This is a genomic window from Haemophilus parainfluenzae, from assembly GCF_014931415.1.
Lineage (GTDB): Bacteria > Pseudomonadota > Gammaproteobacteria > Enterobacterales > Pasteurellaceae > Haemophilus_D > Haemophilus_D parainfluenzae_AF.
The window spans coordinates 329935-353497 of the sequence record NZ_CP063121.1 but is presented as its reverse complement, the minus strand read 5'-3'; the positions used below and the strand labels follow the sequence as shown (position 1 = coordinate 353497).

The 23563-nt window shown below is 40.9% G+C and carries 21 protein-coding genes; 7 read left to right on the top strand and 14 right to left on the bottom strand.

The genetic code is table 11. The annotated features are described in order from the left end of the window. Window positions 1–3 precede the first annotated feature (3 nt). The 7 genes from pgaB to INP93_RS01675 form a co-directional block, all read right to left on the bottom strand. Window positions 4–1920 (bottom strand): poly-beta-1,6-N-acetyl-D-glucosamine N-deacetylase PgaB, encoded by a 1917-nt coding sequence (gene pgaB / locus INP93_RS01705; RefSeq protein ID WP_197544980.1) that lies wholly within the window; start codon window positions 1918–1920, stop codon window positions 4–6. A 21-nt stretch (window positions 1921–1941) separates the two neighbouring features. Beyond that, entirely contained in the window at window positions 1942–4359 is a 2418-nt protein-coding gene (pgaA, locus tag INP93_RS01700; RefSeq protein ID WP_197544979.1) for a poly-beta-1,6 N-acetyl-D-glucosamine export porin PgaA, read from the bottom strand. Between the two features lie 202 nt (window positions 4360–4561). Further along, window positions 4562–5329 (bottom strand): Fe(3+) dicitrate ABC transporter ATP-binding protein FecE, encoded by a 768-nt coding sequence (gene fecE, locus INP93_RS01695; RefSeq protein ID WP_070776235.1) that lies wholly within the window; start codon window positions 5327–5329, stop codon window positions 4562–4564. Next, on the bottom strand, window positions 5329–6312 hold the full coding sequence (fecD, locus tag INP93_RS01690; RefSeq protein ID WP_197544978.1) for a Fe(3+) dicitrate ABC transporter permease subunit FecD: 984 nt from the start codon (window positions 6310–6312) through the stop codon (window positions 5329–5331). The genes fecE and fecD overlap by 1 nt, the downstream gene beginning before the upstream one ends. After that, on the bottom strand, window positions 6312–7301 hold the full coding sequence (fecC, locus tag INP93_RS01685) for an iron-dicitrate ABC transporter permease FecC (RefSeq protein WP_197544977.1): 990 nt from the start codon (window positions 7299–7301) through the stop codon (window positions 6312–6314). Before fecC ends, fecD begins: the two co-directional genes overlap by 1 nt. Then, on the bottom strand, window positions 7301–8191 hold the full coding sequence (locus tag INP93_RS01680; protein WP_197544976.1) for a Fe(3+) dicitrate ABC transporter substrate-binding protein: 891 nt from the start codon (window positions 8189–8191) through the stop codon (window positions 7301–7303). Before INP93_RS01680 ends, fecC begins: the two co-directional genes overlap by 1 nt. Before the next feature lie 91 nt (window positions 8192–8282). After that, window positions 8283–9149 (bottom strand): DMT family transporter, encoded by an 867-nt coding sequence (locus INP93_RS01675; RefSeq protein ID WP_197544975.1) that lies wholly within the window; start codon window positions 9147–9149, stop codon window positions 8283–8285. 112 nt (window positions 9150–9261) lie between these two features. On the opposite strand from INP93_RS01675, the gene msrAB reads away from it, so the two are divergent. Next, the gene (gene msrAB / locus INP93_RS01670; protein WP_197544974.1) at window positions 9262–10323 is read left to right on the top strand and encodes a bifunctional peptide-methionine (S)-S-oxide reductase MsrA/peptide-methionine (R)-S-oxide reductase MsrB; all 1062 of its coding nucleotides are present in this window, start codon (window positions 9262–9264) and stop codon (window positions 10321–10323) included. Between the two features lie 9 nt (window positions 10324–10332). Next, window positions 10333–10809, top strand: coding sequence for a redoxin family protein (locus tag INP93_RS01665; protein ID WP_197544973.1), 477 nt, complete (start codon window positions 10333–10335; stop codon window positions 10807–10809). 43 nt (window positions 10810–10852) lie between these two features. Here the strand turns inward: INP93_RS01665 and INP93_RS01660 are convergent, their stop codons facing one another. From INP93_RS01660 to INP93_RS01640, 5 genes are all read right to left on the bottom strand, one after another. After that, window positions 10853–11398, bottom strand: coding sequence for a carboxymuconolactone decarboxylase family protein (locus INP93_RS01660; protein WP_197544972.1), 546 nt, complete (start codon window positions 11396–11398; stop codon window positions 10853–10855). Between the two features lie 118 nt (window positions 11399–11516). Beyond that, window positions 11517–11888, bottom strand: coding sequence for a hypothetical protein (locus tag INP93_RS01655; protein ID WP_197544971.1), 372 nt, complete (start codon window positions 11886–11888; stop codon window positions 11517–11519). Between the two features lie 70 nt (window positions 11889–11958). Beyond that, window positions 11959–12792, bottom strand: coding sequence for a PTS mannose transporter subunit IID (manZ, locus tag INP93_RS01650; RefSeq protein ID WP_049364739.1), 834 nt, complete (start codon window positions 12790–12792; stop codon window positions 11959–11961). Window positions 12793–12802: 10 nt separating this feature from the next. After that, the gene (locus INP93_RS01645) at window positions 12803–13600 is read right to left on the bottom strand and encodes a PTS mannose/fructose/sorbose transporter subunit IIC (protein WP_005695178.1); all 798 of its coding nucleotides are present in this window, start codon (window positions 13598–13600) and stop codon (window positions 12803–12805) included. Window positions 13601–13618: 18 nt separating this feature from the next. Next, window positions 13619–14587 carry a mannose/fructose/sorbose PTS transporter subunit IIB gene (locus INP93_RS01640; protein ID WP_197544970.1) on the bottom strand — a complete coding sequence of 323 codons (969 nt, stop codon included), beginning with the start codon at window positions 14585–14587 and terminating at the stop codon, window positions 13619–13621. Window positions 14588–14887: 300 nt separating this feature from the next. Here INP93_RS01640 and INP93_RS01635 point away from each other — a divergent pair, with 300 nt between their 5' ends. The 4 genes from INP93_RS01635 to INP93_RS01620 all read left to right on the top strand — a co-directional run bounded on the left by INP93_RS01635 (window position 14888) and on the right by INP93_RS01620 (window position 18909). Then, window positions 14888–15364, top strand: coding sequence for a DMT family transporter (locus INP93_RS01635; protein ID WP_197544969.1), 477 nt, complete (start codon window positions 14888–14890; stop codon window positions 15362–15364). Between the two features lie 48 nt (window positions 15365–15412). Beyond that, window positions 15413–18148: a YdbH family protein gene (locus INP93_RS01630; protein ID WP_197544968.1), complete on the top strand. Its 2736-nt coding sequence runs from the start codon at window positions 15413–15415 to the stop codon at window positions 18146–18148. Continuing rightward, complete coding sequence (locus INP93_RS01625; protein WP_197544967.1) at window positions 18145–18351, top strand: YnbE family lipoprotein; 207 nt, start codon at window positions 18145–18147, stop codon at window positions 18349–18351. Before INP93_RS01630 ends, INP93_RS01625 begins: the two co-directional genes overlap by 4 nt. A gap of 189 nt (window positions 18352–18540) precedes the next feature. Then, window positions 18541–18909 (top strand): rhodanese-like domain-containing protein, encoded by a 369-nt coding sequence (locus tag INP93_RS01620; RefSeq protein WP_197544966.1) that lies wholly within the window; start codon window positions 18541–18543, stop codon window positions 18907–18909. An 82-nt stretch (window positions 18910–18991) separates the two neighbouring features. Here INP93_RS01620 and INP93_RS01615 read toward each other — a convergent pair whose 3' ends face one another. Together INP93_RS01615 and INP93_RS01610 are read right to left on the bottom strand one after the other, a co-directional pair. Continuing rightward, the gene (locus tag INP93_RS01615; protein ID WP_197544965.1) at window positions 18992–19786 is read right to left on the bottom strand and encodes a formate/nitrite transporter family protein; all 795 of its coding nucleotides are present in this window, start codon (window positions 19784–19786) and stop codon (window positions 18992–18994) included. 281 nt (window positions 19787–20067) lie between these two features. Then, window positions 20068–20535: a single-stranded DNA-binding protein gene (locus tag INP93_RS01610; RefSeq protein WP_005698907.1), complete on the bottom strand. Its 468-nt coding sequence runs from the start codon at window positions 20533–20535 to the stop codon at window positions 20068–20070. Window positions 20536–20697: 162 nt separating this feature from the next. On the opposite strand from INP93_RS01610, the gene uvrA reads away from it, so the two are divergent. Further along, complete coding sequence (gene uvrA, locus INP93_RS01605) at window positions 20698–23529, top strand: excinuclease ABC subunit UvrA (RefSeq protein WP_197544964.1); 2832 nt, start codon at window positions 20698–20700, stop codon at window positions 23527–23529. Window positions 23530–23563 lie beyond the last annotated feature (34 nt).

The window sequence follows — 23563 nt, the reverse complement described above, 5'->3', positions numbered from 1 at the left end:
TCCTTATTTTTTCCCTGCATTCGTATTTACGGAAAAATACGGTCTCATTTTGTTCATATCCGGTTGGTTTGTTAAAAAGTTATCCGGATAGTAGCCATAGCTATAAATATGATTTTTTTGTAATAGCATCATCCAATCAATCAATTCGGATTCAGGAATTGGTTTTTGAGTTCGCCAATTCACCGCTTGGAATTCAAATAAGACTTTATCTAATGGCGCTTGGGCTTTCACATTTTCAATGAGAGAAGCAAACCATTGATAGGCTTCTTTTTGTGAAATAGGCTGTTCATTTTCCATGTATGGCATCGCCATAATGGCAGTGGTATCGTAATTGTCAGTGAGTGTTTTTAAGTTTTGTGCCAACCATTCTTCAGCATTTGGATTCGTGATCACTGATGCATAAAGATTACGAGCCGTTTTAAGAGAATATGAACCACGCAAGAAATAAGGTTTTAACGCATCGGTGAGTTGATGGGTTAATTGGATTAAATCTTGTGTTTTTTGTTTTGCTTGTGGGCTAACCATACCTTCAGCGTGATTACCTTCTGCACCTTCAAAATCGGTTAGGAACGCGTCATCATGGAATAAAATGCCATTAAATTTTGCGTAGAATGACAAATCGTTATAAATGGATTTAATGATTTCAACATTCTGTTTGTTATAAGGTGAAAGACGTAAATAGGCCTTTGTTGAAGGTTTGCCCGTGCGGCTATCAATGACATATTCCGCCTCTTTTACATTTTTACGTAAATCAAAGGCGAGTACAGGCATCCAAGCATAAACTTGTACGCCTGCGCGTGTTTGTAATTGCCATGCAATTCGACCAAAAATATCATCGCGAACAGGAAGATATTTATTAGGGAAATACAAGGCATCCGCTACACCATCTCCATCAGGATCGGAGAAAGCTTGAAGATAAACTGTCGTCACACCATAGCGATAGATACGCTCGATTAATTTATCAAGGTTTTTGGCTTGTTGAGCTTTATTTGCATCGTAGACATAGTCTAAATCAACATGTAGCACACGTTGAATTTGTTTGCTTTCATCAATGCCATCAAGATAGTTTTTAACGGTATTTAGATCGGTTTCTGCATTAAGTAATAAGCGTCCAATATGTTTATCGCCCACTTTATTGATGATTTTTTCACCTAATGAGAAATAGTGTGGCATTCCTGCTTGTCGTGCAAGTTGCACAGCAACATCATTAAATTGTCCATAAGGCCACACCATGACACGTGGTTTCTTACCGATATGATTGACTAACGTTTGAACAGAACGAGTGAAATCAGATTTCAATCTGTTTTTGTAGGCATCTTCAGTTTCATATTTTCCGTTTTTATATTCAGGTGCAATCACTGAGGGTAATTGACCACCAGATGGGTTGGCATTTATACCGCTATGAAGATTATGAGTATGTGAGGCTACTTCAACGAGCCCACTTTGTTCCATTTCTTTGACTTGCGACCAAGTGGCAAAAACGGAACGATCTAACATTTTATCGGCATAAGCGATTTTTTGATCTGCCGGCGTATCTAACCAGCCTGTCACTGGCGCAAAAACAGCAGGGTAGTTATAGGCCTTTAATAGAGGAAAGACCACGTTATACATGGTTTCATAGCCATCATCGAAGCTTAGCAATACCGCATTATCAGGTAATGTGCCTTTACCATTTTCAGCATCGATAACTTGCTGCCAACTGATCACGTTGTATCCGTTTTCTTTTAGCCAATTAAAATGTTTAATTAAGGTTTGGGCTGAAATCGTTTGAGGAAAATAATGTTTTTGATTTTCAGCCGCACTTTCATCTACAACAGAGTGATAAGCTAATACGCCATAACGATCTTGCGCAAAGGCAAAAACCGAAAAAAGGGAAAGCGTGCAAATAATGATTTTTGCAAAATGTTTTAGAGATCTCATAAAGTTATACCGCTTAAGTATTTAATAATAAATAGAGAAGTTTAAATTTCCGAAATTGTTGAATTCAGCACTGCCGTCGTAAATATTCTTTTTACGACCAATTTCATAAGACACGCCAAATTTTTTACCAACACGCCATTGGTGTCCGTAACTAATCGACCACATTTTTTCTCGACTGAGTTCTGCCTGTTTATAAGCACCCACACTGGCTTTCAGGTGATGATTTAAGACTAAGCCATAATTAAGTGGTTGGTAGTAACTTAAATCCGCACCGAATTCCAAGCTTGTCGCTTTTGATGGGTTGTAATATTCAGCAGAATCAATGGTTTTATTTTTGCTGTAATCGACTCTGAAATTGTTGGTTAGCGCCCAACGGTCATGTTTGAATGTATTGAGATTCAACCAGAAATTGGCTTCTTTTCTTAAGTTGCCGTCATCAAATTTCATGACGCTACCACCTAGCCCAGCTTGGAAAATATCGGAATAGGAATACGTGGTAGAGAAACCAATATCTTTGGTATACACCCCTTTATTGATGGCTTTAACTGGGGTGCCACTACCATTAATATTGGCGCCTAAATTAAATGACCAATGTTGGTTGAGGGTATAATTTGCCTCTGTAGAGAAATAGGCTTTATCATTAAGCTTAATGCCTTTCCCGCCTTCCATTTTCACTTGGAGTGGATAGAAATTGAGCTCTGTTCCTACACCAATTCGGCGAGAAATAAGACTTTCTTTGTCATAAGGGGAGCGAGTTTCTAAGTAATGAACGTAGAGATCGTGCCCATTTGCTGTTTTAGGTGTGTAAATCGCATAATCTTGGCTACTTTCATTGCTATAACTGATTGGTGAGGTGCGATGCTGTAAGCCGACACTCCCTACAATTTTGCCAGAACGCGCTTGTTCATAATGCTTAATAAGGGATTGTGCTGACTGACGTTGTTCTTCATTCATTGCATCAATCGTTTTTGAAACTGTTGGTAAATCATTTTGACTTAAGGCAGTTTCAGCCAGGTTATTATGAGCTTCTTGCTGATCATTTTTACTCAAAAAATAACCGGCTTTTTCCGCCCATAATTTGGCATCATCATAGTTGCCACGATTTCGCTCAAGTTCCGCTTTTTGCAACATAACCCATGGATCACCAGGCGTTTTGTTAAATAGACGATCATCAATAAGTTGCTGAGCTAATTTGCTGTTACCACGCCATAACGCTAAACGAGCTAAACCAAAATAGCGAGAATCGTAGCCTGGATTCAGAATTTTTGATGTTCGGGTATAGTCATTGATATAAATATTTGAATTCATACGCTCTAAATATTGTTGCGCCAATTCAAATTTGCCTGCATCGCTTGCGGTCAGAGAGAGTTTATGAAGTAAGCCATCGCTCACAGCGAGTTTATTGTTTAAGGCTTGTTGTTCAATTGATTGATAAATTGCTAATGCTTTGTGTGGTGAGCCTTTTGCTGCCCAATAATCACCAAAGGCTTCTTCTAAATACGCAGGTACATTAGATTGAGCCTGTAATGTATTGAAATCGTCTTCTATTTCATCAAATTTATTCAAGCGAACACCCATCACAAAACGATCTTGCAATGCTTGTTGATACAGAGGATGCTCAGGATTAATTTTGGCCAAAAGTGCGGTCAATTCTTCAAATGATTTTTCTTGTTGTGTAGGCGTTGTCGCATTTTTTGAAGAGGTAATCGTTTTACCATGCTCAAACCACATCATGTCTTTTTGATTGAATTGATCAGGATAGGCTTTTTGTAGTTTCTCTTGTAATGGTTGAAGGTTGTATTTCGATGCTAAACGATACAACTCTCTCATTAAGGTGATATTTTTCGGATTTTGTTCTAACTGACGTTGCCAACGGCCAAGTTTAGCCATGTCGGGTTCGGTGAAATCAAGTAAATAACTTTCTGCATCAAGATAGGCGTTATCTTGTCCAAAACGTTTTTTATAAACACTCAGTGCATTTTTTGCCGCATTGTAGTTTTTGGTTTCTGTGAAAGCTAATGCGCCACCAAGCCAGCCATTTGGATTATCAGGGTATTGCTTTTGCAATTGGGAATAGAATGCAATGGCACGATCGTATTGTTTTTCATTTCGAGCGGCTTTGCCTAAATTTTCGAGTTCATTTTGGGAAAATTGCGCGGGTGCGCAGCTTTCGCAAAGTGAAAGTGCTTTAGCGGATTGATTCGTCCTCAGATAGAGTGTAATTAAATCATCGCGCACTTTCACATCGTGCGTCCTCTTAAATAAGGCCTCAAGTTTTGGAATAGCTTGATTTAATTGGGTATCTCCTTGACGAGAGAAAATGATGATATTTTCTCGTTCGGTATCAATAGAGGAATTTTGGGCATAGGCAACCTGTACTACTGAGGTACTGACACCTACTAATAGCACAGCCTTAAAGACATGGGATAGAGATTTCATTTTTTAGTTCCACTATATTTAATAATAATTATCTAGTGCTTCGTTATTTCAGACAGTGTAAAGAAGTGTAAGTTTTGCAAAGAGGTCCGACCTCTTTGCAGGCGATGGAAAATATTAATTGTGTATAAATGGAGGGGGGATAAAAAATAGGCGTTCTAGTAAAATAAATCGCCTATTTGATATTTAGAGAAGTGATTGAAAGTTATTTCAAAATAAACATCGGTGTGTTGCTGATAGGATCACGATGAATGATGACATCCAAATCAAACACATCCTTCAGCAACTCTTCGGTCATCACTTCATCAGGTGTGCCTTGTGCCATTACGGCACCTTTTTTCATGACGATTAAGTAATCGCAATAGCGGCAGGCTTGGTTGAGATCATGCAATACCGTAATCACGGTTTTACCGTTTTGTTGCATTTGTCGCATCATGCCCATGAGTTCTGCTTGGCGGTTTAAATCAAGATAAGTGGTAGGCTCATCGAGTAGCACTAATTCGGCATCTTGCGCAAGAGTCATGGCTAAAAATACCCGTTGTTGTTGACCACCAGATAAATCGGAAACCAGCTGTTCAGCGAGTTCTGCAGTTTGGGTTTGCGCCATCGCCCAAGTCACCAATTCTTCATCTTTTTGACTGAGTTTACCCCAGAGGTTTAAGTAAGGCGAACGCCCGTAAGTGATCAATTCGCGCACTTTAATGCCTTCTGGTACCAAGTGTTGCTGCGGGAGAAAAGCCAATTCTTGGGCATATTCTTTAGGGCTTTTTTGCCAAATGTTCTTGCCTTTATGGGTGATTGAGCCTTGCTTTGGCTTAAGCAATCGAGCCACCGCTTTTAATGTGGTGGACTTACAGCAACCATTTGGGCCGATTAACGCAATCACTTTATTTTTCGGGAATTTTAGTGACAGATTTTTAACTACGAGTTTATCTTGATAACCTAAAGATAAATTATTGATTTCAATGCTCATTATTTAGTTCTCATCAATAAGTAGAAGAAATATGGCGCACCGATAATCGCGGTCAGAATACCCGCTGGTAGTTCAGTTGGTGGGGCAATCACCCGCGCCAAAATATCCGAAAGTTGTAATAAGAGGGCGCCAATAATTAAGGCTGCCGGTAATAGGGTGCGATGTCTGCCGCCGACTAAACGACGGGCGAGATGCGGAGCAACTAAGCCTAAAAAGGCAATCGGACCACAAATTGCCACGGCTGTAGTAGAAAGGGCGACTGCTAGCACTAAAACGCTGATTTGCACTTTATTTACGGTCACGCCCAAGGTGGAGGCTTTGTTTTCACCTAAACCAAGGGTGTCGAGATCGCGACAGAAAATAAATGGTAAAGGCAGCAATACCACTAGCCATGGTAATACCACATTCAAATAAGACCAGCTGCGCCCCCACAGGCTTCCTGTGAGCCATAACATTGCCGTGTTGATCTCGACCGGATTAGTAAGCATTAGATAATGGCTAATCGCTGCCCATAATGCGGAAAATGCGACCCCAATGATTGCCATTTTGATAGGGCGGAAGTTAAAACCGCACACGATCCATAAAATGACAAAAGAGAGCACTCCACCTAAAAAGGCAAAAATTGGCATCCAGTAAAATGCTAAGTTTGGTAAGAACATCAATACCGAAACAGCAACTAACCCTGCCGCATTGTTAATCCCTAAAATATCGGGAGAGGCAAGTGGATTGCGTACTACGCTTTGCACTAACACACCGGAAATCGCTAAGGCTCCGCCTAATAAAATCGCTAATACCGCACGAGGTAGGCGATATTCCATCAAGGTAAAATAGTTTTTATCGTCAGGCTGAAAGGCCGCCCAAATTTCCTCAAAAGAAAGCGTATAAGTGCCAAGTCGAATACTCAATCCAAAGAGTAGTACCATCAGACTGAGCGTGACGACATAAAAGCCGATAGCGCGAAAAGATACATGAGAAGCTCGCATTAGTGTCTTCCTCTGGCAAATAATACAAAGACTGGGGCACCGATTAAGGCAAGCACCGCACCAGCAGGCACTTCGCTAGGGAAGTTGACCGCTCGGGCAATGGTATCTGCAGAGAGCATTAAAATTGCGCCGAGTAACATCGCCATAGGGAGTGATTTTCGCAAGTCATAACCAATCCAATAGCGGGCAAGATGTGGCACGAGTAAGCCAATAAACGCAACAGGGCCGGCAACACTTACGCTGGAGCCCACAATCAATAACGCCATGATGTTAGCGTACCAACGTAAACGGAAGAGATTGATACCTAGCGAACGAGCGGATTCATCACTTAAATTGAGTAAATTCAAACGACTGGCAAAAAGCAGGCAGAAAAGTGCGGTCAAAATAAAGAACGGAAATAACGTCAATAATTCATTCCAACGGGCATGTGCAATGCCGCCAGCTAGCCAGCTCATAATACCGAAGGCATGATCTTCCGCGATAATGAGCACCAATTTCGTGAGCGCGGCACAAAGTAGTGATACGGCAATCCCCGCTAAAATCACTCGGCTACGATCTCCACTATTATCTTTCCATCCGTTGCTGATCAGCATCACCACAAACCAACTCAGACCGCCGCCGATACTAGCCACTAAGGCAATGCTATAACCAGAAAGAATCAAGGGGCTAAACGCACTGGCGGTTACCATGGCAAGACTAGCTCCAGAGTTCACGCTGAGTAGCGTAGGTGAAGCAAGCGGGTTGCGCGTAATGGTTTGTAACAACGCCCCCGCCACCGCAAGATTGGCACCTAAAATCATGCCAACTAATGCGCGCGGTAGGCGTAAATCGGTTACCGTAATTTTGGCAATTTCATCGCCATCGGGGAGGAACGCTTGTAACGCTGCAAGCGGTCGAATTTCGATGGGATAATACAAAAACAGGCTTCCCCATAATAGGAAAGCCAGAATGATAAGGGGAAGTCCCCAACGGAAAGTGGACTTCATCATTATTTTTGTTTCACGAAACCTTCAATTTGTTTTGCCATAATTTTGCTCGCTTCTAAGCCACGACCGCGAGCCCACATGTCAGCGTCAACGCTGTAAACATGGTTTGCTTTTACGGCAGGAATAGCTTTCCAAAGTGGCTCAGCTTCCCATTTGCGGGCAATGCTTTCATCACGATAATGGGCAATGAACAAGTATTCCGGTTTTTCCATTACTAATTGTTCAAGGTTGATTTCTACGAAAGCTTGATCGCTATTGAGTTTAGTTGGCGCAAAACCTAATGTCGTTAAGAAACTACCCACATAGCCATTGTCATTTTGGATATTAAATTTATCTTCTCGGGAAGTACCAAATGAGGCTTTTTTGCCTTGTACACCTAAATTTTTTGCGATGTTGGCAATGTAATCATTATGTTCATTGATCTTCGCTTTCATTTCAGCGCTTTTACCGACTAAATCACCAATTTTCTGCGCAGTTTCAAGATTTTCTTGGTAGCTTTCATGACGGGAATCAAACATCACCGTTGGCGCAATTTTTTTCAATTCTTCAAATACTGCAGTATGGCGAGATGGATCAGCAATAATTAAATCGGGTTTGAGAGAAGCAATCACTTCAAGACTCGGTTGAGAACGCGTGCCAACGGATTGCCATGCAGCAATTTTTTCGCGCACTTGCGGCAAAATACGATCGATTTTGTTGTCGTCAGCCACACCTACTGGGCTTACACCGACTTGGGCTAAAGCATCCACAAAAGAATATTCCAATACCACAACACGGCTTGGGGTTTTATCAAGGGTAAATTCACCTTTCGCATCTTTAACCGTCACGGCGCTAGCGAATGCGGATACCATTAATAATGCGGAAGCTAAAGTAGTTTTGAATAATTTTTTCATGTTGTGTCCTCAATAATAAAAAGCATTTGGATTATACACTCAAACAATGTTATTGAGAATAGTTATATTCTAGCTATTTGGTCGGATTTCTCTATTTTGCCCGCATTCTGGCAAGTAAACTGACGGCAATAATAATGACTAATGAACCAATCCAGAAATTTAGGCTTGGTACGTTATCCCAGAAGAACCAGTCACAGATGCTGGAGAAAATCACGCCAGTAAAAGCAAAAGGCGTGATGACATTGGCAGGGGCGTATTTAAAGGCGCGAGTGAGTAATAATTGGAAAATAAGACCGAATCCGCCCACTAAAAGTAGCAGAGTAAATCCATGTAATGTTGGCATTTTCCACTGCGTGATGAAAAAGAGTGGCAATAAAATCGAGCCTAATAAGTGGAAGTAAAACACGATATTTTTAGGTGAGTTGTGTTTATTGAGCTCTTGTAAGCTGATAAATGCCATGGCCGCCAATACTGCAGCACCTAACGCATAGCCTACATGGATAGGGTTGATATTCATTGAACCGTTGGTCAGCATAATGATGGATACACCGATAAACCCCATAAAACTGCAAGCTAATACTTTTAATGGCGTTCTGACTTTAAAGAAAAACAGCAATAAAGGCACAAAAAGTGCGGACGTATTCATCAATAAAATCGCAATAGAAATCGGCAAATATTTAATGGCGTAGAAGGTTAGCAACATACTGGCAATGCCAGCGAGATTACGCAAAATGAGAAACTTCCATTGCGACATATCGACTTTGAAATCGCCATCTTTAATTAAAAAGGGCAAGAGAAAAACAAAACCAATAAAGAAGCGGGAAAATAAAATTTCACTGGACGGTAATTCATCAGAGGCGTATTTTACAAATACACCCATTAAGGCAATGCTGATGTAAGCTAACACCATACAAACAACAGCTTTTTGATAATTATTGCGGAGATGTATGTTTGGCATAAAGGTTCCTTGCACAAAGTGCGGTAAAAAATTGCCTTATTTTGTAAGAAAATGGGCTTGTCTTCGTCTAATGAAATGCAAGCTGAAGATTTTTCTATAATAAGGAAAGAAAATGAAATATACAAAAACATTTCTCATATTGACCGCACTTTTTGGCGGTTTGCAAAGTAGTTTAACGTATGCTGATCACACAGAATCATCAAAGGAGCAAAAAATGACAATGGAAAGTAAACAAGAACAACAAATTATTTATCTTGCCGGTGGTTGTTTTTGGGGACTAGAAGCTTATATGGAAAGAATTCAAGGCGTGACTGATGCTGTTTCTGGTTATGCCAATGGAAAAGGTGATACCACTAACTACCAATTATTGCATGCGACAGATCATGCGGAAACGGTGAAAGTCACTTACGATCCAAATAAAATTTCGTTAGATAAATTACTGCAATATTATTTCCGCGTTATCGATCCAACCAGTATTAACAAGCAAGGCAATGATCGAGGCAGACAATATCGCACCGGCATTTATTATCAAAATGAGCAAGATAAAGCCGTTATTGAAGCGGCATTAAAAACCTTACAAAGTAAATATCAAGTGCCGATTCAAATTGAAGTAGAACCGCTGAAAAATTATGTGGAGGCGGAAGAGTATCATCAGGATTATCTCAAGAAAAACCCGAATGGTTATTGCCATATTGACATCAAAAAAGCCGATGAGCCATTAATTGATGATAAAAAATATCCAAAACCAAGTGATGCAGAATTAAAGCAAAAATTGACCGCACTTCAATATGATGTGACGCAAGGTAAACATACTGAACGCTCTTTTAGTAACGAATATTGGGATAATTTCGCGCCGGGTATTTATGTGGATATCACCACGGGAGAACCATTATTTTCTTCTAAAGATAAATTTGAATCCGGTTGTGGTTGGCCAAGTTTTACCAAACCGATTGCCGCTGAAGTGGCGGAGTATCAAAAAGACAATAGCTTTAATATGACTCGCATTGAGGTGTTGAGTCGCAGTGGCCATGCCCATTTAGGTCATGTGTTTGATGATGGCCCTCGTGATAAAGGTGGTTTACGTTATTGCATCAACAGCGCATCGATTAAGTTTATTCCATTAGATGAAATGGAAAAACAAGGCTATGGCGATTTGATTCCCTTTGTGAAATAAGAGGAAAAAATGAGAAAAATATTGACCGCACTTTTATTGTTTTTGAGTCCATTGAGTTTTGCACAAGAGAAGGTGTCTTTGGCTGATGTTCCGTTGAAAACGTTGGATAATCAAACCGTCTCTTTATCACAATATCAAGGCAAACCGCTTTATATCAAAATGTGGGCATCTTGGTGTCCAATTTGCTTGGCTGGTTTAGCGGAAATTGATGATCTTAGTGCTGAAAAAAATCTTAATTTTAATGTGATTACAATTGCCTCACCTGGACAAAAGAACGAACAAAATAGCCAAAAATTTATCAATTGGTATAAAGGTCTGGATTACAAAAATATCACGGTATTATTGGATGAAAAGGGTGAAATCATTAAACGAGCCAATGTATTAGGCTACCCGTTTAATTTGCTATTGGATAAAGATTTAAACCTTATCAAAGCACAACCAGGACATTTGAATTCAGATCAAATTAAACAATTTGTGAAGGAATAAAAAAGTGCGGTCATTTTGGACCGCACTTTTTATATTGGCTTGATTATGCAAATGCCTGTAATTCAGGGTTGATTGGCGTTTCAGCGATATTGTTCACATAGTTGCATAATGTGGCGAGGCTGACACCTAAAATCACATCAATGGCATTTTCTTGGGTATAACCCGCATCAAAGAACGCTTTAAGCTGCGCTTCCGTTAATTTTGCTTTTTGTAAAATAACAGCAAGAGTAAAACGCGCTAAAGTATCGAGTTTTTTCTCACTTTCAATACGAGCAGTTGCACGAATTTGGTTTACAAGCTCTTCTTCAAGTTTTAATACTTTTAAAGCGATCTTTGTGTGGCCAGCTACACAGAAACCACAGCCATTGACTACAGCCGCAGTAATTTGCACCACTTCGCGTTCTGTTGCCGTTAAGCTGTTACGACCATTAATGCCGCCCACTGTGCGATAAGTTTCAAGTGCAGTAGGGGCGTTTGCGAGAACACCAATTAAATTTGGAATAAAACCATTGGCATTTTGTACGGCTTTTAAGGCTTCTTGTGCTGCTTCAGGTGCTGATTCAATGGTGTGAATTTTAAATTGAGACATAAACTACTCCTAAGGGATAAATCATAAATTTCCGCTTGATAATACCTTTCTAACTTAAATAAGAAAAAGAAGAAAAGCTTATTTCATATAGCCAAAAGTTATGATTATTTTGGAGCAGCTATGCTAAATGCGTTTTAACGACAGACAGCAATCTTTCCAGCTCTTTTTTGCCTTTTTCGGAAAGGACTTTGTTGTCGCGCAACATTTGGGTGGCACGAGCTTCAATAAAGCGAAGGTAATCACTGTTTTGGGTTTCTTGGAATTGCTTCTCGGCTAATTGCATTTCAGTGAAATCTTTATTGGTTTGAGCAATCAGCATTTTTTGTCCGATTAATACAATTAATGCGGCAATTAAAGCGATGACGGCGCCATAGCCATTAGTGGGGTAATAAAGAATGCCCGCCAGAACAAAAAGTGCGGTCACTAAATTGGATGAATTTTTAATATAGCCTTCAGCCGGTGGTGGCTTGATGAGATCTTTCCAGTTCATAGGATTTATATGTCATGCTAAAAAATTTGCCTTCCCTCAAGCGAAAGAGGGAAGGCAATATCATAATATATTACGCTAACACACCAAAATGATAGCCTAAAATACCTACGCCGAATAAGGCGAAGATGATGTACATGGCGTTGATTTTTTTACGTAATAAATACATACATAAGAAGGTTAAACCTAACGCTGCAAGACCTGGGAGAAGGTCATTTAACACGCTTTGCACAGTGGTCACCACTTCTTCGCCCATTTGGTTTTTATAGCGGGAAAGTTCTAATGGAATGTTGATACTTGTCCATTTCGATACCAGTGAGCCCATGACAAAGAGACCGAGGATAGACGCCCCCTGCGTCAATTTTTGTAAGCGACCGCCACCCATATCGTTAACGATTGTGGTACCTTTTTCATAGCCGTATTTGAAACCATACCAACGAGTTACTGCACGGCAAAGATTGATACCGATGAAGAAAAGTAATGGCCCTAAAAGGCTGCCAGTAATGGCTAAACCTGCCCCCAGTGCGGCCAATACAGGACGTAATGTTCCCCAGAAAATTGGGTCACCCACACCGGCTAATGGTCCCATTAAACCGACTTTCACCCCGCTGATTGCTGAGTCATCAATATCGTTACCGTTCGCACGTTCTTGTTCCATCGCCGCAGTAACACCAATGATAGATGATGCTACCCAAGGTTGAGTGTTGAAGAATTCTAAGTGGCGTTTTAACGCCGCTGCTTGATCTTCTTTTTTGCTGTAAAGACGTTTAATGGCTGGGATCATGGATACACAGAAACCCATTGCTTGCATACGTTCAAAGTTGAAGGAACCTAGCAAGAAAGTTGAACGCCAGTAAGTGCTACGAATATCGCCTTTTGTTAATGATTTTTTAGTTTGTTCAGTCATAATTTCTTCCTTATAGTCCTTCAAGTTCATCGTCAGCTAATTCACGTTTTGCAACTGCTTGTGGTGCAGTAGATTGATGGAAACGTGGGTTTAATTGAATGTAAATCATCGCTAAGCATGTGCCTAAAATACCGAGACCTACAAGGTTGTAATTGGTGAAAGAGGCGATCACGAAGCCTAGGAAGAAGAATGGCATTAATGCGCCTGCACGCATCATATTGATGACCATCGCATAACCGACGACCACGATAAAACCACCAGCGATTTGTAAACCGCGAGTAACCACTTCTGGAATCGCGTTCAATGCTTCGGTTACCGTATCCGTACCTGCTACTAACGCAACGAAGAAGGTTGGAATTGCCACGCGTAACGCTTGTAATGCAAGGCCGCTAAAGTGACAGAATTCAATACCTCGGAAGTTCGCTTTTGCGGCAAAATCATCGGCTTTGTGTTGAAGGAAGATAGTTAAAGTACGAACGAAGATGGTTAATACTTGACCTGCCGCCGCTACCGGAATCGCAATCGCTAATGCGCTCCCTTTATCTTGTCCGCCTTTGATGACAAGGATAGTCGCAATCACACTGGCTAATGCCGCATCTGGTGCCATTGCTGCACCCACGTTCATCCAGCCTAATGCCACTAATTCAAGGGTACCACCGACAATAATACCGGTTTCTAAATCACCTAATACTAAGCCTATTAGGGTACAAGCAACTAAAGGACGATGGGTTTGACGTTCGTCCAATACACTCCCCATTCCGCAAATGGCGGCAACGAGCGTGACTAAAATAATTTCCATTGTTGTCATAATGAATTGTCCTCGTAATTAAAATTGAATCGCATCAAGCTCTTTGTGTGTGAGCATTGATTTCGGGCTGCTCGCCACTTGTTGTAAGCTTAATTCCACGCCTTTATCTAAAAGCTGTTTAAATGCCGCTACATCTGTTGGGTTGACGGCAACGGCTTGAGAAATAAGTTTATCGCCTTCGCGATAGGTCATACCGCCCACATTGACCTTATCAATTTTCACGCCACCCTCAATTAAACGCAGGATGTCCGTTGGGTTGGTCACTAACCAAAGAATATTTTTACCTGCATATTTCGGGTTGTGATACACCTTAATGGCTTTTTCCACAGGAATCACATAAGCTTTCAAATGTTCAGGCGCGATTTGGAGTAATAAATCACGACGAAGCGCATCATTCGCCACATCATCATTTATCGCAAAAATCGCTTCACATTTCACTGCTTTCGCCCAAGAGGTTGCCACTTGACCGTGGATTAAACGACTATCAATACGCAACAAGGAAATGTTCATATTGCCAGAAAGTGCGGTTGGATTTGGAGAGGTTTTTGGTGCTTCAGCTGGTTTAGAGGCTGGCGTTGGAGCAGGCTTGCTTTCTTTAGGTTGACGGAAGGATTTCACGGCAGCGACCCCGACTTCTTTCGCGGTTTCTACCAATTCATCTAAGCTAGCGCCATCTTTAGCATCAAGTACTTCTAGCAACATCGGTAGATTAATGCCGGTGACGATATCGGTATTATCCCTTTCACTGGCAACTCGGCTTGCCGCGTTATAAGGGCTACCACCAAATAAATCGACCAAAAAGAGCACCGGTTCATTTTCAGGCAGTGTGGCAATAATCGCATTGTATTTCTTGATTAAATGCTCACCGCCTTCACCCGGTAAGAAAGTCACGACATGGCAGTTTTCATCTTCGCCATACACCATAGCGGCGGAATTGACGATTTCTTCAGAAAACTTACCGTGCGTTGCAACGATAATGTGGGTCATGGATATTCCTCCCATTGAGTTGATAAAATCAGTCTATTTTGCTTTCAATACGCATTACGCAAACGATTGCTCTGAATGGAGTTTAGTGTATGGATTTGAAGATTACCGTCAAATAAAGAATAGTCAAATAGTGATCGAGATCAAATAAACAGGTAAGATGACTTACAACTTTTGAGGTATTTATGAATGAAATGCAAAGTGCGGTTGATTTTTGGACGATTTTTATCGAATGGAAAGCATTTCGCGACAAGACAAATAGGAAAAGGTTAAAATAAGCCAAATTTTCTGTTGGGAGTTTCGATGTTTTTTGTTTATCTCATTATCGCCTTAGCGGCAGGTGTTGCACTTGCCTCGCAATCAGCAATTAATACACAACTCGCGAAAGCCATGAGTGGTGAAGCGGTGATCGCGACCTTCATTTCTTTTGCAGTGGGAACAATCGTTCTCTTTTTTATTGCTTGGGTAAAAACCGATTTATGGGGCAATTTATCAACCGTCCCTTCACAACCTTGGTGGAAATTAATTGGTGGGATACTCGGTGCAGTTGTCGTGTTCACAACGGTTTTGCTTGCACCTAAGCTAGGCATTACCGCGATGTTATTTTTTATCATCGTCGGACAATTAATTACTGCAGCTACTATCGATCATTTTGGTCTTATCGGTATGCCGATTCGAGAAGTCAATATCACGAAATTTATCGGCTTAATTATTGTCGCCTTTGGATTAGTATTTTATTTCTTTGGGGATAAGTTAGTTGAGCTATTTGGGACGAGATAAGATAGAATACGCCTCTGTTCATTTATTTATCGCGTAATTGGGGAAACTATGCGAAAGCGTTGCCTGTGGGCTTTGATTATTTTGTTGTTCTTGCTCGTAGTAAGCGTTGGCTTAGTGCGCGTTTTTGCGACCCCGAAACGTGTGGAACAACTTGCAAATCATTTTTTAGCACCCCATTATCACATTGAATTAGCTGATGACTGGCAATGGAAAGCGACAGGTTTAACGCTGCCCGAGCTAAAAGTGAAAACAGAACAATGTACCCTCGTAAACCTCAATAATACGCAACTCACTTGGTGGAATACGCATAGTCTTGACGTTGAAAAGGCTAGCTTAGATTACGATTGTTTAACCCATTTACCCAGTGATAATGCTGAAAAAACACCACCAAATTTGACCGCACTTTGGGCGGCATTACCTATTTCTGATGTCAAAGTTAAACACTTTCAATTAACAAATACCGATGCACTGAAACAAGCCGCATTGCAGCCTTTTTTATCGGCTGATTGGGCGTTAGATGCCAACTATAATGGCAACCAATTAGCCCTTGAAGCTCAAGCGAATAATGATGGCCTTGAGCTGCATCATCAATCCACTGTCACGCCACGAGATGGGATCTTCCAATGGACGGGCAATACCGATATCAAACAAGCAGGCGATAAAACCTATGATCTTCAGTTCACTGCAAATTTTGAGCCCGATCTTTCTCAACTCCCTCAACAAGGAAATGTTTTATTCAATTGGAATAACCCAGAACTTGCTGTAACCAAAGGCGAGGCAAAAGTGTCATGGCAAGGGGCGGATGGTCAGTTAAATGTTCAAGATTTAACAGCAAATTCACCGTTGTTGGATGTGCCTTTTGTGTTTACCAAAGACGGTTTGGATATTTCATGGGGGAAATTTTATTGGACCTTCGACAGCTATCAACCGATTAAAGGTTTCCTTGGGTTATCTATTCACCGTGCGGCAGAAGGCTTATTGCCGTTAAGCATTGATATGAACGTGATCTTGCAAACCTTTGGCGAAATGGGCAAAGGGGAGATCGTGATTTCAGGTAAAAATGGCGAAATCGGTGGTGGCGATGATAATAATGAATTGGATTTTGAGCTGAAAACACGTGGGGATTTGCGTTATAACTCGACTGTGGCACTCACCAATTTAACTTATCATCTAGGTGGGATTTTTACGCATCTCGTGGTGTATTTTTATCCGGGGTCGGTCTTTAAAATGGATACTGTACAACCCGATACCAAATTACATGTTCGTTTACCGTTAGATGACATTATTATCGGTCGTTACGGCTTAGAAGGGCGTTTGCAAGCAACGTTGAATGGCACAACCCCGCAGTTTGAAAATCTCAATTTAAAATTAGACGGAAACGCCCACGAGTTTATTGCCGGTATTAAAACCGTGTTTGACTTCCGAGATGAAGAACATAAGTTACAGTCGGTGGAAAAACAAGCGACAAACCGTTGGGATTGGATTATTAATGGAAGTGCAAACTGGAAATCCTTAAATACGCCAGTCAAAATGGAAGGTAAAGGATTTTGGGAAGCCGATCATATTGAATTAAATCAACTTTCTGCTCATTCCAAAGAAGTCAAAATGAAAGAGGTAAAAATGGCGCCACTTTCATTGGAACTTAAAGATCGACTCCGCTGGGATTATGAAGAAGAACATATTCGAGGCTTGTTACAAGCGAAAACTGATTGGATTGAGCTGGCTTATGGCGGTCGTTTTGTTTCGCCTGTTTTTGGCTTAGGCATTGATGGTAAGAGTATCGGTAACTTCAATTTTGCAGGTGATTTAAAGGCGGGCTCGCTTGGGCCTTTAGATGTTTTGGGTGTATATCAGAATAGTGCACTTTCAGGTGAAATAAGCTGGAAAGAACAATCCGCAAAAGTATTCCAATCACTCTTCCCACAAAAATGGAACTGGTTAATCCATGAGGGAAGCATCAAAGGACAGAGTAAATTCGTGATTAATACCAATGGCGTGAAAATGGGCGGAGAGCTGAATCTGAAAGGCGGCAAAATCACCATGCCAGATGGTGAAGTGTATGGCTTGAATATTCGTTTCCCAATGAATTATGAAAACGATGCATTACAAGTGGCTGCGGGCAAACCTATTCATATTTCGACTAAAAATATTCGCTATGGCGCGCTTTCTGTTGCAAATGGGGAATTGGATTTATTCGGGCGCTATCCGAATACCATGAAAAATCCACTTATCTTAAAAAATGTGAAACTTTCCTTATTTGATGGTGAATTGACAGTACCTCAGCTCACTTTCCCACAAAGTAAAATGGCGACACTTTCTTTTACCAATATCGATTTAGCCCAAGTGTTAGCTTTGGCACAATATAATCAAGTAACCTTAACCGGCCGCGCGAATGCGACCCTGCCATTTTGGCTCGGACATAAGGAATGTTTGATTTGTAATGGCACGTTAGAACAAGTGGGAAATGTGTCCATCAAATTAACGGATGAAATGGTGAAAGGGCTGAAAAAAGGCGGTTGGACAGAGAATATTTTGGTAGATTTATTAAAAGAAATGGAACTGCAAAATTCCCATGCGGCGGTGACGCTCGATCCTAAAGGGCAAATGACGTTGCGTGCGAGTATTAGCGGATTTAATCCAACCAAGCAAACTCATAATCCGATAACGTTGAATTATACGCACCAAGAAAATATGTTTGAATTGTGGAATATGATTGACTACGGCTCACAATTTGAACAAAATCTTCAATATAAACTTTATAAGCAATTAGACAAAGACAAATGATAAAACACCTTAAATTTCAACCGTACTTTTTTATTTGGGCGGCGATGTTTACACTCACAGCTTGCACTCCAACCATTCAATTGGATACGCCAAAGGAAGGCATCACTATTAATATGAATGTGGTGGTTGACCACAATATTAAAGTGGAAATGGATGAAAAATCGCAAAAAGCCGTGAGCGAAGTTGATCCTGCGAAGAAATAATTGAATCAATTAAAAAAGGCCGTCTGAATGTTAGATTTTAGATGGTCTTTTTTATTTTTTTAGTGTGGTTAAATTTTCAGGCGTTTTGCTTAATTTACCGTTTATTGTCATTCTATTTAGGAGTAGTATGAACAATGATAACTAAATTATTAAGCAAACCTATTATTTCTATTTAATGGAGATTAAACGATGAAAAAATTACTCGCTGTAGCAATTTCAGCGGTTGCCATTAGCACCTCTTTTGTTGCTTATGCAAATACTGCCCCACAAACGGAACAAAGCGCAGTACAACCAGAAAAAGCAAAAGGCGTTTGGATTGATGTGCGTTCTGCTGAGGAGTTTAATGCTGGTCATTTACAAGGTGCGGTGAATATTCCACACGATAAAATAGTGGAAGGTGTTAAAGCAATTGATTCAGATAAAGATGCACCGATCAACCTTTACTGCCGTAGTGGTCGCCGTGCCGAAGCTGCACTCACTGAGCTGAAAAATGCAGGCTATACCAATGTAACCAATCATGGTGGTTATGAAGATTTGGTAAAAAAAGGTTTGAAATAGATAACATATTATTTAAAGCAAAAATCCCCTAGATAAGCACTTAGGGGATTTTTATTATAAAGAGCAGGCAGATTTTCGTTTGCTAAATACAATAATCTTCTTTTAATAAGTGACGATAAGCATAAAGATAAGATGCGCCGACAAATGCTGCACCACCAGTAACATTGCCTAAAAAAACAGGAATCATATTAAAGAAGAATTGGCTCCAAGTCACATTAGCACCAGCAAAAATCCCGGCAGGAATAATAAACATATTGGCGACAAAGTGTTGTAATCCGATAAGCACAAAAATCATCACTGGGAACCATATGGCGATGATACGACCAGAGGTTTGTTTGGCGCCAAAATAGAACCAAATCCCCATGCAGACCATCCAGTTACAAGCAATGGCAGAAACAAAGGCGCGACCAAAATCCATTTGCACTTTAGCCTCGGCAATAGCAATGGTTTTAGCAGAGGCAGTACCTTCTGATAAACCAACATAATGCCCTAAGAAATATGCCATAAACAGTGCACCGAGCAGGTTGCCCAAACTCACGACAATCCAGTTACGAAATAATTTTTTAAGGCTTACTCGTTTTGTTAAACGGCCTAATGCCATCATCATCATATTTCCCGTGGCCAATTCACCACCACCGATTAGAATACAAATCAAACAAATAGGAAACACGGCTGCACCAAGTAATGTTGATAGCCCACTCCACTCTGGAGGAATACCGCTCACGACTTTTAAATAGGCCATGTAACCAAAACTCACATAGCCGCCACCTAAGAAACTTAAAATAGCCAGTGTTTTTAGGTGTCCTTCCGACTTAGCATAACTTTTATCAATAACATCTTGTAAGATTTCGTGGGGATAAAGATCGCGATGCTGCATAGTTGTACCTCTAATGAAAATAAGACGGTAAAAATGTAGCAAAGCACATAGCAAAACCGAAAGAACTGTTAACTATATATGCTGATTTTTAGTTATAACGAAATTGAATAATAATCCGAACCTAAAATTAGCTTTTTTGTGGAGGAGAAAAAGAGCGGTCAAATTTTAGGGTATTTTTGTAAAAAGTTATAAAAATCTGACCGCTTGCATGTATAGAAAAAGCGTTGCTCTAGTGGTATAGAACAACGCTTTTGTTTTTTATTTTTTAAATTATATGTAACTTAGAATGGAATGTTGTCATCAAATGCATCCATTGGTGGCTCAGCTTGTGGTGCTGGCGCAGATTGAGCTGGACGAGATTGATAGCTTGGTTGTGGTGCTGATTGTGCAGGTGCATAACCGCCCATCTCTTGATTGCGACCACCTAACATTTGTAAGTTATCGCCTTGGATTTCAGTGGTGTAACGATCTTGGCCGTTGTTATCTTGCCATTTACGGGTTTTTAAACGACCTTCAACATAAACTTGTGAGCCTTTGCGTAAGTATTGCCCCGCAATTTCCGCTAAACGACGATATAACACGATACGGTGCCATTCGGTGACTTCACGACGTTCGCCTGTGTTTTTATCTGTCCAGCTTTCACTTGTTGCCACGCTGATATTTGCTACTGCTTCGCCATTTGGCATCGTGCGGATTTCAGGATCATTACCTAAATTACCCACGATAATTACTTTATTAATACCTGCCATAGAATCCTCTATATTTTAGAAATAAGGTGAAAAATTTTGGCTATTTTGCCTTAAAAGAAACAAAAGATCCATAAAAATTAACTGGATATTTGCACAGATATTGAAATATGCGATAATGGTCGCAATTTTTGAATTTATTTTCTTAAGGCAATCGCTTTTTTTATGGATACTATCGACATTCGTGGGGCTAGAACTCACAACCTTAAAAACATCAATTTAACCATTCCGCGCGATAAATTAATTGTGATTACAGGCTTGTCCGGTTCGGGCAAATCTTCTTTAGCATTTGATACGCTTTATGCGGAAGGTCAGCGCCGTTATGTGGAATCGCTTTCTGCTTATGCGCGTCAGTTCCTTTCTTTGATGGAAAAACCGGATGTGGATTCGATTGAGGGCTTGTCGCCGGCGATTTCTATTGAGCAAAAATCCACTTCTCATAACCCACGTTCAACCGTTGGCACTATCACCGAAATTTATGATTATTTGCGTTTGCTGTTTGCTCGCGTAGGAGAACCACGTTGTCCTGATCATGATGTGCCATTAACGGCACAAACCATCAGCCAAATGGTGGATAAAGTTTTAAGTCTGCCAGAAGAAAGCAAAATGATGTTGCTTGCGCCCGTGGTGAAAAATCGTAAAGGTGAGCACGTTAAGCTGTTAGACAGCCTGGCGGCACAAGGTTATATTCGCGCAAGAATTGATGGTGAAATCTGTGATTTATCTGATCCGCCAGAACTTGCTTTACAGAAAAAACATACCATTGAAGTGGTGGTGGATCGCTTTAAAGTGCGGTCAGATTTAGCTACACGTTTGGCAGAATCTTTTGAAACGGCTTTGGAGCTTTCTGGTGGTACAGCGGTTGTGGCGGATATGGATAATCCTAAGGCTGAAGAATTGGTTTTCTCAGCAAACTTTGCTTGTCCGCATTGTGGTTATTCTGTACCGGAATTAGAGCCCCGCTTATTCTCATTTAATAACCCGGCAGGGGCGTGTCCGACTTGTGATGGCTTAGGTGTTCAGCAGTTCTTCGATGAAAGCCGTGTGGTACAAAATGAAAGTATTTCTCTTGCAGGCGGTGCGGTAAAAGGTTGGGATCGTCGCAATTTCTATTACTATCAAATGCTTACCTCGTTAGCGAAACATTATAAATTTGATATTGAAACGCCATACGAAGATTTGCCACAAAAAATTAAAGATATTGTGATGCACGGTTCAGGCAAGGAAGAAATTGAATTCCAGTATATGAACGATCGTGGCGATGTAGTGATCCGCAAGCATCCTTTTGAAGGGATTTTGAATAACATGGCACGCCGTTATAAAGAAACGGAATCCATGTCTGTGCGTGAAGAATTGGCGAAAAACATCAGTAACCGCCCTTGTGCAGATTGTGGTGGTTCACGTCTTCGTCCTGAAGCTCGCAACGTGTATATTGGCAACATTAACTTGCCACAAATTTCAGAGAAAAGCATTGGTGAAACCCTTGAGTTTTTCCAAGGGCTTACTTTAACCGGTCAAAAAGCACAAATTGCGGAAAAAATCCTGAAAGAGATCAAAGAGCGGTTAGAGTTTTTAGTGAATGTTGGGTTGAATTATCTTTCCCTCTCTCGCTCAGCCGAGACCCTTTCGGGCGGTGAAGCACAACGTATTCGTCTTGCGAGTCAGATTGGTGCGGGCTTAGTGGGTGTCATGTATGTGTTGGATGAGCCTTCTATCGGTTTACATCAACGTGATAATGAGCGTCTGTTAAATACGTTGATTCATTTACGTAATTTGGGCAACACCGTAATTGTGGTGGAACATGATGAAGATGCTATTCGAGAAGCCGATCATATTATTGATATTGGCCCTGGTGCGGGTGTGCATGGTGGTCAAGTGATTGCTCAGGGGACAGCCAAAGAAATTATGGCGAACCCAAATTCAATTACGGGTAAGTTCTTATCGGGTGAAGAAAAAATCGAAATTCCGAAAAAACGAACCGCACTTGATAAAAGCAAACTTCTAAAATTAAAAGGGGCGACAGGGAATAATCTGAAAGGTGTGAATTTAGAGATCCCAGTGGGCTTATTTACTTGTATTACGGGGGTATCAGGTTCAGGTAAATCAACGCTAATTAATGATACGTTATTCCCATTGGCTCAAAACGCCTTAAATCGTGCGGAAAAAACGGATTTTGCGCCTTATAAATCCATTGATGGCTTGGAATATTTTGACAAAGTGATCGATATTAACCAAAGTCCGATCGGTCGTACACCGCGTTCTAACCCAGCGACTTACACGGGGTTATTTACCCCAATTCGTGAATTATTTGCGGGCGTACCAGAAGCGCGTGCGCGTGGTTATAATCCAGGACGCTTTAGCTTTAATGTACGCGGTGGTCGTTGTGAAGCATGCCAAGGTGATGGAGTGCTGAAAGTTGAGATGCATTTCTTGCCGGATGTGTATGTACCTTGTGATCAATGTAAGGGTAAACGCTATAACCGTGAAACCTTGGAGATCCGATACAAAGGTAAAACTATTCACCAAGTGTTAGATATGACGGTGGAAGAAGCTCGCGAGTTTTTTGATGCCATCCCAATGATTGCGCGTAAATTGCAAACCCTAATGGATGTCGGCTTGTCTTATATTCGTTTAGGTCAGTCTTCTACCACACTTTCAGGTGGTGAGGCACAACGCGTTAAGTTAGCAACGGAGCTTTCAAAACGCGATACCGGTAAAACCCTTTATATTTTGGATGAACCGACAACTGGTCTGCATTTCGCCGATATTAAACAACTTCTCGAAGTGTTACATCGCTTGCGCGATCAAGGCAATACTATCGTGGTGATCGAACACAATTTAGATGTGATCAAAACCGCAGACTGGATTGTGGATCTTGGTCCAGAAGGCGGTAGCGGTGGTGGTCAAATCATCGCGACAGGCACACCGGAAGAGGTCGCCAAAGTCAAAGGTTCGCACACCGCGAGATTCCTGAAAGACATCTTAGCAAAAGGCTAGAAAAACCAACCGCACTTTTGAATATTATCAAAGT

What these genes read in the sequence shown, in the direction of transcription:
- pgaB (WP_197544980.1), bottom strand. Translation starts at nt 1,920, where the DNA reads ATGAGATCTCTAAAACATTTTGCAAAAATCATTATTTGCACGCTTTCC.
- pgaA (WP_197544979.1), bottom strand. Translation starts at nt 4,359, where the DNA reads ATGAAATCTCTATCCCATGTCTTTAAGGCTGTGCTATTAGTAGGTGTC.
- fecE (WP_070776235.1), bottom strand. Translation starts at nt 5,329, where the DNA reads ATGAGCATTGAAATCAATAATTTATCTTTAGGTTATCAAGATAAACTC.
- fecD (WP_197544978.1), bottom strand. Translation starts at nt 6,312, where the DNA reads ATGCGAGCTTCTCATGTATCTTTTCGCGCTATCGGCTTTTATGTCGTC.
- fecC (WP_197544977.1), bottom strand. Translation starts at nt 7,301, where the DNA reads ATGATGAAGTCCACTTTCCGTTGGGGACTTCCCCTTATCATTCTGGCT.
- INP93_RS01680 (WP_197544976.1), bottom strand. Translation starts at nt 8,191, where the DNA reads ATGAAAAAATTATTCAAAACTACTTTAGCTTCCGCATTATTAATGGTA.
- INP93_RS01675 (WP_197544975.1), bottom strand. Translation starts at nt 9,149, where the DNA reads ATGCCAAACATACATCTCCGCAATAATTATCAAAAAGCTGTTGTTTGT.
- msrAB (WP_197544974.1), top strand. Translation starts at nt 9,262, where the DNA reads ATGAAATATACAAAAACATTTCTCATATTGACCGCACTTTTTGGCGGT.
- INP93_RS01665 (WP_197544973.1), top strand. Translation starts at nt 10,333, where the DNA reads ATGAGAAAAATATTGACCGCACTTTTATTGTTTTTGAGTCCATTGAGT.
- INP93_RS01660 (WP_197544972.1), bottom strand. Translation starts at nt 11,398, where the DNA reads ATGTCTCAATTTAAAATTCACACCATTGAATCAGCACCTGAAGCAGCA.
- INP93_RS01655 (WP_197544971.1), bottom strand. Translation starts at nt 11,888, where the DNA reads ATGAACTGGAAAGATCTCATCAAGCCACCACCGGCTGAAGGCTATATT.
- manZ (WP_049364739.1), bottom strand. Translation starts at nt 12,792, where the DNA reads ATGACTGAACAAACTAAAAAATCATTAACAAAAGGCGATATTCGTAGC.
- INP93_RS01645 (WP_005695178.1), bottom strand. Translation starts at nt 13,600, where the DNA reads ATGACAACAATGGAAATTATTTTAGTCACGCTCGTTGCCGCCATTTGC.
- INP93_RS01640 (WP_197544970.1), bottom strand. Translation starts at nt 14,587, where the DNA reads ATGACCCACATTATCGTTGCAACGCACGGTAAGTTTTCTGAAGAAATC.
- INP93_RS01635 (WP_197544969.1), top strand. Translation starts at nt 14,888, where the DNA reads ATGTTTTTTGTTTATCTCATTATCGCCTTAGCGGCAGGTGTTGCACTT.
- INP93_RS01630 (WP_197544968.1), top strand. Translation starts at nt 15,413, where the DNA reads ATGCGAAAGCGTTGCCTGTGGGCTTTGATTATTTTGTTGTTCTTGCTC.
- INP93_RS01625 (WP_197544967.1), top strand. Translation starts at nt 18,145, where the DNA reads ATGATAAAACACCTTAAATTTCAACCGTACTTTTTTATTTGGGCGGCG.
- INP93_RS01620 (WP_197544966.1), top strand. Translation starts at nt 18,541, where the DNA reads ATGAAAAAATTACTCGCTGTAGCAATTTCAGCGGTTGCCATTAGCACC.
- INP93_RS01615 (WP_197544965.1), bottom strand. Translation starts at nt 19,786, where the DNA reads ATGCAGCATCGCGATCTTTATCCCCACGAAATCTTACAAGATGTTATT.
- INP93_RS01610 (WP_005698907.1), bottom strand. Translation starts at nt 20,535, where the DNA reads ATGGCAGGTATTAATAAAGTAATTATCGTGGGTAATTTAGGTAATGAT.
- uvrA (WP_197544964.1), top strand. Translation starts at nt 20,698, where the DNA reads ATGGATACTATCGACATTCGTGGGGCTAGAACTCACAACCTTAAAAAC.